We start from the raw sequence: 8,059 nt of genomic DNA, 5'->3' as shown, positions 1-8,059 counted from the left end.
ATTGTGGCTCCGGCATTCGTGGGTTCGATTCCCATCATTCGCCCTTTATTCTTGGGGTATAGCCAAGCGGTAAGGCAAGGGACTTTGACTCCCTCATGCGTTGGTTCGAATCCAGCTACCCCAGTTATTCTTTTAATTTGCCGGCGTGGCGGAATTGGCAGACGCGCTGGACTCAAAATCCAGTGTCCGTTGAGGACGTGCCGGTTCGACCCCGGCCGCCGGTATTACGAAAAACCTTGAAATTAAATTTCAAGGTTTTTTATTTTATTTAAATACTATTTTATAAACCCATAGATCAGTATAGGAACAGTAAAGTTTATTAGGTTTGAAAAATTTTTTTGTATAGAAAAAAGAACCTGTATTAAAAAATAATAATATTTTCTACTAAAATATATTGAAATAAAATTTCATAATTATATAATTGATTATGAACATTCTTTGCTTCATCATGCAGTGAATGGTTTCTATTTTATTGAAAAGGAGTGGTTTTAGTGGAAAAGCTGATGAAATGGGTTGAGGAAAAACTTGTCCCACCAATGGCAAAAATTGGTACACAGCGACATTTATTGGCAATTCGTAATGGGGTTGTTTCAACACTGTCATTGATTTTGATTGGTACATTTTTTATGGTTTTCATCAATTTACCGTTTCCTGGGTGGAATGAATTTATTGCCCCTTATTCGGCAACGATCGTTTTACCTTTCAGGATTACGATGGGATTAATGGCTATTTACGCAACTTTTGTTATGGGTTCGGATCTAGCTAAATCATATGGGTTGGATAGTGTGACAGGTGGTATATTATCACTAGGGACGTTCTTTATGTTACAAGTTCCTGTAAACGTTTTAACTCCTGAAGAGGCACCTCTTGGCTGGGTCTTACCGATGAGTTCTTTAGGAGCATCTGGGATGTTTGCCGGAATCCTATCCATGATTTTTGCAGTGGAAGTGTATCGTTTCTTTAAAAAGCGTAATATTACTATCAAAATGCCAGAACAAGTACCACCTGCTGTTGCCCGTAGTTTTGAGGCATTGATTCCTGGTGCAGTGATTTTAACAACGACTTGGTTGATTCGAAGCGTCGCGGGCTTTGATGTAAACGCTGCCTTATTATCGTTATTCGAGCCTTTAACCAATATTTTAGGGAATAATCTGCTTGGTGTTTTATTACCAATGTTTTTGATCCATTTGTTGTGGTCATTTGGGATTCATGGCATGAGTATCGTAGGAGCTGTTGTTCGTCCAATGTGGCTGATTATGTTGGATGAGAATGCGAAGGCGTTAGCAGATGGTACAGTTGCTACCAAATTGCCTTATATCGCTCCTGAACAGTTTTATCAATGGACAGTTACGATTGGCGGTGCAGGAGCCACGATTGTGGTATCAGTTTTGTTTTTATTCTTTTGTAAATCAAAATTCTTAAAAGAAGTTGGTCGTTTTTCCATTATTCCTGGTATCTTCAATATCAATGAGCCTATGATTTTTGGAGCTCCTATGATGTTGAATCCTTACATGTTCATTCCATTCAACTTAGTTCCTTTAGTTTTGACTATTGTCAGCTATTTTGCAGTCAAATTAGAAATGGTCAATGGATTTACTGTGCTGCCAACATGGACATTACCAGCACCAATCGGCGGCTATCTCTCAGCAGGAAATGACTGGCGTGTGGTTGTTTTGATCGTGATCAACACGCTGATAGCATTTATCATCTATTATCCATTTGTAAAAGCTTATGATAAAAAGATGTTGTCAGATGAACAAAATAATAGTGGAGATAACGAAATACAAACTGCTTAAGTCTGATTTCAGAGGTGGAAAACAATGTATTGGCTGATTTTATTTTTTGTTTTTATCTTTTTATTAACGATAAGCCAACTTATGTTGAATATGCTGGCTATGCGTCACGTTCACATCAATCGGTGGGTTTGGGCACTGGCATCATTTTTGATTGTGATTCTTCCAAAGATCATTTTACCGCAGATGAATGTTTTATTATCATGGGGTACATATATACTTTGTGGAATTTTTGCTATCAATTTTATGATCGAGCAGCATAGGTGGTTTGTCACATCGAAGCTTTAATCGAAGCTTTAAATGTTCCAAAAGCAGGCTTGTAAATGCAAGCTTGCTTTTTTACCATTGTATCAAGAACAATAGAACATACTCCATACTAACTGAGTCGTTTCTTTTCTTTCCGTTCTGCCATTGATGTTTTTTTATATAAAGATTATGATTGCTTTAACCGATTTGGCAGAAAGAAGGAGATAAAAATGAGCGATTTATCAACAATGGATTTAGAATTAGTGGATGCTGCAACCGAAGTCATTAAATCAAATATTGATTTGGTGTCTTTCAATCATACAGTAGGAGCTGCAGTACGTTGCACAAACGGTAATGTGTATACTGGTGTGAATGTTTATTCGAATCATGGGGCATGTGCAGAAATTATTGCGTTAGGGACAGCAATCAGTCGTGGTGAACGTGATTTTGAGTGTATCGTAGCTGTGGGTGGAGATCATTCTGACATGATCTATTCTCCATGTGGGAATTGCCGACAGTTTATATTGGAGTATGCACCTGATTGTGAGATCATTGTCTCAACAGAAGAGGGGGCTAAAAAAATTAAAATTACGGATCTCATTCCATATGCTTACCACAGATCAGAATGATTTTATACAAACAGATTCTCTTTTTATTTTCAATTAACAGAAGGTTTAATGATGTTGGATGAATGATTATCGGTATACAAGGAGATGCAGTGTCATGGGGAAGCTAGTCATATTAAGAGGAAATTCAGCAAGTGGGAAAACAACGACAGCTAAAGCTATTCAAAATCATTTTCCTATGGGGAAGGTGATGCGAATCTCTCAAGATGAAGTGAGAAGAGGAATGTTGAATGTCAAAGATAAAGTAGGAAATCCTACACCAGATTTGATCCGTCAGTTGGCAGAATTTGGAAAAGACAGATTTGATTTAGTCCTTGTTGAGGGGATCATGAGCACAAAAATCTACAAAGCGATACTTATGGACCTGTATGAGAGCTTTCAAGGAAATGTATTTGCTTATTATTACGATCTTTCTTTTGAAGAAACGCTGAGACGTCACAGCCAGAGAAAGGTGTCAAAAGAATTTGGTGCAGAACAAATGGCGGATTGGTGGTTGGAGCATGACATACTTGGATTGCCTAATGAGAAGATACTGACTGCCGAATTAAGTCAACAAGAAATGATAGAGAAAATACTTCAGGAGATTGATCTGCAGGTAGTCAGTTGATTTTTTATCAAGAAATAATTGGTGATAAAAATTAAAATTTTTATTCTGTTCTAAACAATTATGGTTGTTTAGAACTTTTTTTTGTGTATGATATAAAGGAGAAATAATTTTTTAAAGGGAAGGAAATTGTTTTGATAAAAGTAGATGGAGCATTACTGAAAGAATACCGAAAGAAAAAGGGGTTAACACAAGTACAATTAGCAGAAGGTATTTGCGAACAGGCAACTGTCAGCAATATCGAAAACAAGAATATGTCACCAGGTATCAACATCCTAAGTGCGCTTTGCAAAAAGTTGAATGTCGAGATCTCCGATATATTAGTGGAAACAGAAGAAGACAAGATCCGAAAAAAATTAAGTGAGATTCAATCGTTGAATGCTGTATCGAAGTACAAAGAATCTTATGAAATTTTACAAAAGATTGATCAGAAAAAAGTAAGCAATTCTGATCTTTTAAACCAAATCTTGTTTTATCAAGGACTGCTTGATCATCTTTATGCAAAAAAAGAAGATGCAGCATTGTTTTATTTCAATCAAGTGTTGGAACAAACGACCGAAACAGATATCCATCACTTACAAGCAGCTGCAAATGTGGCAATGATCTATTTGGCAAAAGGAGAATTAGACTTTGCAAAAGTGTATGTGGAACGTACGCTTAAAATCTTGAATGATACTGATTTTGATAATCTGATGGTCTGTGCCGTATATTATAATATCGCCACCTATTACAGCAAAATCGAGAACTATGAAAAAGCAATCCAGTTGTGCGAGAAGGGGATTGAATACAATAAGAAACATAAATCGACCCATTCATTGGAATACTTGCTTTATGAAATTGCTTTTTGCCATAAGCAACTAGGAGAAGACGATTATTTAGAAAGATATATGGATGCCAAAAAAGTAGCATGTTTCAACGGGAATGATCACGCGGTGAAAGTGATCGAAAACGACCTTAAATAAAGAGGTCATGACAGAAGTGTATAACTTTAAGAACACCGTTGATTCGAAAAAAAAAGAGAGGTGACAAAAACTTTTGTCACCTCTCTTTTATTATGGCTTAATTTCGATTGCAGCCGCCGCTTCAAAACTTTTCAACATACGATCTAGTCCATCTACTAATTTCGATTTCGGACAGCCGATATTCAATCGTAAAAATTGATGACCGTTTCCGCCATAAATCGATCCATCCATAATCGCCACTTTACCTACAGAAATCAGCTTCTCTCTTAAAAGAGGGATATCTGATACAGCTTTGGATATATCCAGCCACATCAAATAGGTTGCTTCAAGATCGACGACTTTTACATCTGGCAGTTTTTCCTGGATAAATGCTTTTACATACCGCTGATTGCTTTCAAGATAATGATTCAGTTCATCTACCCAATGACTGCAATACCGATAGGCACTCATTGTCGCTAACATACCGAAAATATTGGTAGAAGATAAGCCATCCGCATTTTTTAACTTCCTTTGAAAATGCTCACGTAATCCAAGATTCGGTATCAACGCATAGGCAAATGTCAATCCAGGGAAGTTAAATGTTTTTGTACCGCTGGTGACAATCGCCACTTGTTCATAATTGAAGCGTGTGATAGGTATATGCCTTTGTCCTCGTCCTAAAATGTCCATGTGTATCTCATCAGATAATAAAAATATAGAATATTGACGGCACAAAGCCACGATTTTTTCTAATTCCCATTGTTTCCATACTCTTCCGGTTGGATTGTGGGGAGAGCAGAGAAGTAGTACTTTGTTTTCTGGCATGGCTAATTTCTCTTCTAAATCCGTAAAATCGATCCGGTATTGACTTTCTTCATAGATCAAAGGATTCTCGACTAGAAGTCGGTCATTGTCTTGGATGACTTTAAAAAAAGCATCATAAGCTGGCGTTTGTAAAACCACTCCTTCCCCTTTTTTAGTAAGCATTTGAATAAGGGTAGATACTGCATAGATAACTGTTGGCGTGTACATGATCCATTCTTCTTCCAGTAGTGTGTCAAAACGGGATTGATACCACTGTTTAATTGCTTCTTTTAATTCATGATGATTCCAGCGGGTATAGCCAAATACTGGATGGTTCATTCTTTCTTTCAAAGTGTCAAGTACTTCTTCGGGGACCATAAAATCTGTATCAGAAATCGTAAAAGGGAGTAAATCAGCTTCTCCAAATCGGTCTTCAACGTAGTCCCACTGTGTACAGTACGTTCCTTTTCTATTTATAGCGGTATCAAATGTCACAAATTTCACCTTCTATCTTTTTATCCTAAAATCGTATCAAGCTGATTGCGAACAGTTGTGACTTTTGTTCCGATAATCACTTGGACGTTTTGATGATCGAGATGGACCACACCTAATGCTCCTAGTTGTTTTAACTTTTCATCATCTACGATATCTGCATCTGCTAAAACTAAACGTAAACGTGTAATACAATTATCTAAAGATTGGATGTTTTCTTGACCGCCAAGTGCTGCTAAAATTCCTTTTGCATCGTATCCGCCTGTTTTATGAAAGTTCACTTCTTGATCGGTATATTCTGTTTCATCCACTGTCTTGTCACGCCCAGGTGTTTTTAAATCCAATTTTATGATTACTGTTTTGAAGACAATATAGTAAATACCGAACCACAAAGCACCGATTATTAATACCCACCACCATTTTGTGTCATTACCTTGGAGTAGACCAAAAATCACAAAATCTAAGATTCCACCATCTGTATTCCCGATTACTACACCTAATAATGCCATGACCATAAAACCTAGACCAGTCATGACGACATGGAAGAGCCATAATAGCGGACTAATGAATAAAAATAAAAATTCGATTGGTTCTGTGATTCCGGTCACAGCTGTCGCAATCACACCTGAAATCAATAATCCTTTGATTTTATGTCGATTTTGTGGTGCTGCGGTACGATACATAGCTAATGCTGCTGCAGGCAGTCCAAAAATAAATGTAGGCATTTTTCCCTGTGATAAAAAGGCAGTTGCACTTGGCGAAATAGGCAAATTGTTTTGCAATTCTGCATAAAAGATATTCAGTGCACCAAATACTTCTTTCCCATCAATGATCGCCGAACCACCAGCTTCAGTAAAGCGTATCATCGAAACTAGAATATGATGAAGCCCGAATGGAAGAAGCAGTCGTTCCCCTGAGCCGAATAAGAAGGGACCAAATATTCCTGAACGTTGGATTAGCTGGCCGATAGCCATAATGACCATAGCGAATAAAGGCCAAATCAAGGGGATGATCAAACCAACAAACCCTAAAACTAGAGAAGTGATAATCGGTACAAAACGAGCCCCTGAGAAGAAGGCGAAACTATCTGGTAACTGAACAGTATAAAACCTGTTATGCAACTTATAAACGATGATTCCAGCAATGATCCCTCCAAGAACACCCATTTCGATCGTCTGGATACCAAAAACCATTCCTTGTCCAGCTTCTCGCAAGTGGTCGGCATCAACTAAACGATTTGTCAGGACTAAGTAAAAGTTGATGGCTAAATTCATGACAGTGTAACCGACGAATCCAGAGAAAGCGGCCACACCTTTTTCCTTACGAACTAATCCTAATGGAATGGCCATGGCAAACATGACTGGTAAGTAGGTAAAGGCAAAACCGCCAATAGCAGACATGAATTGGAACACTGCTTTGACTGCTGGATATCCTAAAAACGGTAAAGTCTGAATCATTGATTCACTGGAAAATGAACTACCTAACCCTAAAAGAATACCCATGAAAGCCAACAAAGCAACTGGCAACATAAAAGTCTTTCCCAACCCTTGAAAGAACTCCCAAAAGGTTGATTTCTTTTTCTTTGTATCCATTTTTCTTCCTCCATCTCTTAGTAGTTTTAAGATCTTCAAAAAAATGATTGCGTTTTCATTGACAGGTTTATTATAGCTAACTAAAGGAAATAAAAAAGAGGAGACAGATATTCTGTATCCTCATACATGATTGAGTAAGCAGTTTCACTAGAAATAGCAACAAATTATAGCTAATTGTTTTTCATTTGGTCTGCATACATCAAGAGTACTGTATCAAATAAACAAATGACAGAAATTCTTGAACTTAAATCGACACTGTGGTGATAGCGAGTCGTTCCCTTTGCATATAAGGAAATCGTCGATAATTTTTCCAAGTTACTTCCCTTGGTTGAAATAATGCTGATGATAGGGACTTGTTGTCTTTGAGCAATCTGGGCATAGGAGAGGATACCTTTTGTTTCTCCTGTGAAACTGACGAAAATAGCTAAGTCTTCATGATTTAAATTACTTACAGCTGCTTCTTGTTCATCCCAATCTGAACGAGCAAATGCTTTTTTTCCTAAAAAAGTCAGTTTTCGAGCAAAATCTGTACAAATAGGGAAGCTTCCTCCTAATCCAAAAACTTCAATAGTATTCGATTGATGGATCAATGTCATCATTTGTTTGGCCTTTTCTTCGCTCATTTGATGGAACGTTTCTGTGACATTTGAAGTGATCTGGTTCGTGATTGTTTGAAAGCTTTGGCTATTTCCTTCCTGTTCCTCTACATGAATGGATTGATCAATGGCGTATTTCAACTCTTTAAAACCTTGATAGCCTAAATGTTTAGCCGTTCGGGAGATAGTAGCAGTTGAGACAAATAAATCATCAGATACTTCATAAATCGTTTTCGTTCCAATATCGGATAAATGGAGGAATATATAATCCAATATTTCATTTTCGATTTTACTTAACGAGGAACGCTTCTTTTCTAGTAAAGCAATCAAACTATTGCTTAACATGGACGGTACTCCTTTCAATA

8 protein-coding genes and 3 tRNA genes (1 of these 11 only partly in view) are annotated in these 8,059 nt (G+C 37.3%); 8 read left to right on the top strand and 3 right to left on the bottom strand.

Annotation, left to right across the window (positions count from 1 at the left end; translation table 11 throughout):
* From IGJ53_RS09525 to IGJ53_RS09490, 8 genes are all read left to right on the top strand, one after another.
* Positions 1-43: transfer RNA gene (locus IGJ53_RS09525), tRNA-His, on the top strand; it begins 30 nt to the left of the window's first position.
* A gap of 9 nt (positions 44-52) precedes the next feature.
* A tRNA-Gln gene (locus IGJ53_RS09520) sits at positions 53-124 on the top strand.
* 15 nt (positions 125-139) lie between these two features.
* Positions 140-224: transfer RNA gene (locus IGJ53_RS09515), tRNA-Leu, on the top strand.
* Positions 225-491: 267 nt separating this feature from the next.
* Positions 492-1,796, top strand: a complete 1,305-nt coding sequence (locus tag IGJ53_RS09510) for a PTS sugar transporter subunit IIC (RefSeq protein WP_010732848.1) — start codon at positions 492-494, stop codon at positions 1,794-1,796.
* Positions 1,797-1,820: 24 nt separating this feature from the next.
* On the top strand, positions 1,821-2,081 hold the full coding sequence (locus IGJ53_RS09505; RefSeq protein WP_002309692.1) for a hypothetical protein: 261 nt from the start codon (positions 1,821-1,823) through the stop codon (positions 2,079-2,081).
* 188 nt (positions 2,082-2,269) lie between these two features.
* Positions 2,270-2,668, top strand: a complete 399-nt coding sequence (locus IGJ53_RS09500; RefSeq protein WP_002292397.1) for a cytidine deaminase family protein — start codon at positions 2,270-2,272, stop codon at positions 2,666-2,668.
* A gap of 94 nt (positions 2,669-2,762) precedes the next feature.
* Entirely contained in the window at positions 2,763-3,272 is a 510-nt protein-coding gene (locus IGJ53_RS09495; RefSeq protein ID WP_010732847.1) for a kinase, read from the top strand.
* A gap of 131 nt (positions 3,273-3,403) precedes the next feature.
* Positions 3,404-4,231 carry a helix-turn-helix transcriptional regulator gene (locus IGJ53_RS09490; RefSeq protein WP_010732846.1) on the top strand — a complete coding sequence of 276 codons (828 nt, stop codon included), beginning with the start codon at positions 3,404-3,406 and terminating at the stop codon, positions 4,229-4,231.
* Positions 4,232-4,321: 90 nt separating this feature from the next.
* Here the strand turns inward: IGJ53_RS09490 and IGJ53_RS09485 are convergent, their stop codons facing one another.
* From IGJ53_RS09485 to IGJ53_RS09475, 3 genes are all read right to left on the bottom strand, one after another.
* Positions 4,322-5,518, bottom strand: a complete 1,197-nt coding sequence (locus IGJ53_RS09485; RefSeq protein ID WP_042956918.1) for a MalY/PatB family protein — start codon at positions 5,516-5,518, stop codon at positions 4,322-4,324.
* 11 nt (positions 5,519-5,529) lie between these two features.
* A complete protein-coding gene (gene malX / locus IGJ53_RS09480; RefSeq protein WP_002329071.1) occupies positions 5,530-7,098 on the bottom strand; it encodes a maltose/glucose-specific PTS transporter subunit IIBC in 1,569 nt (522 codons plus the stop codon).
* A gap of 170 nt (positions 7,099-7,268) precedes the next feature.
* Positions 7,269-8,039: a MurR/RpiR family transcriptional regulator gene (locus tag IGJ53_RS09475; protein ID WP_010732844.1), complete on the bottom strand. Its 771-nt coding sequence runs from the start codon at positions 8,037-8,039 to the stop codon at positions 7,269-7,271.
* Positions 8,040-8,059 lie beyond the last annotated feature (20 nt).

Source organism: Enterococcus sp. DIV1283b (assembly GCF_051710965.1).
GTDB classification, from domain to species: Bacteria; Bacillota; Bacilli; order Lactobacillales; family Enterococcaceae; genus Enterococcus_B; species Enterococcus_B lactis.
Note: the sequence above shows the minus strand (reverse complement) of the source record. Positions and strands in the feature narration are given on the sequence as shown.

Excerpts from the sequence above, each read along its gene's own strand:
- IGJ53_RS09505 (WP_002309692.1), top strand. The coding sequence starts at position 1,821 with ATGTATTGGCTGATTTTATTTTTTGTTTTTATCTTTTTATTAACGATA.
- IGJ53_RS09500 (WP_002292397.1), top strand. The coding sequence starts at position 2,270 with ATGAGCGATTTATCAACAATGGATTTAGAATTAGTGGATGCTGCAACC.
- IGJ53_RS09495 (WP_010732847.1), top strand. The coding sequence starts at position 2,763 with ATGGGGAAGCTAGTCATATTAAGAGGAAATTCAGCAAGTGGGAAAACA.
- malX (WP_002329071.1), bottom strand. The coding sequence starts at position 7,098 with ATGGATACAAAGAAAAAGAAATCAACCTTTTGGGAGTTCTTTCAAGGG.
- IGJ53_RS09475 (WP_010732844.1), bottom strand. The coding sequence starts at position 8,039 with ATGTTAAGCAATAGTTTGATTGCTTTACTAGAAAAGAAGCGTTCCTCG.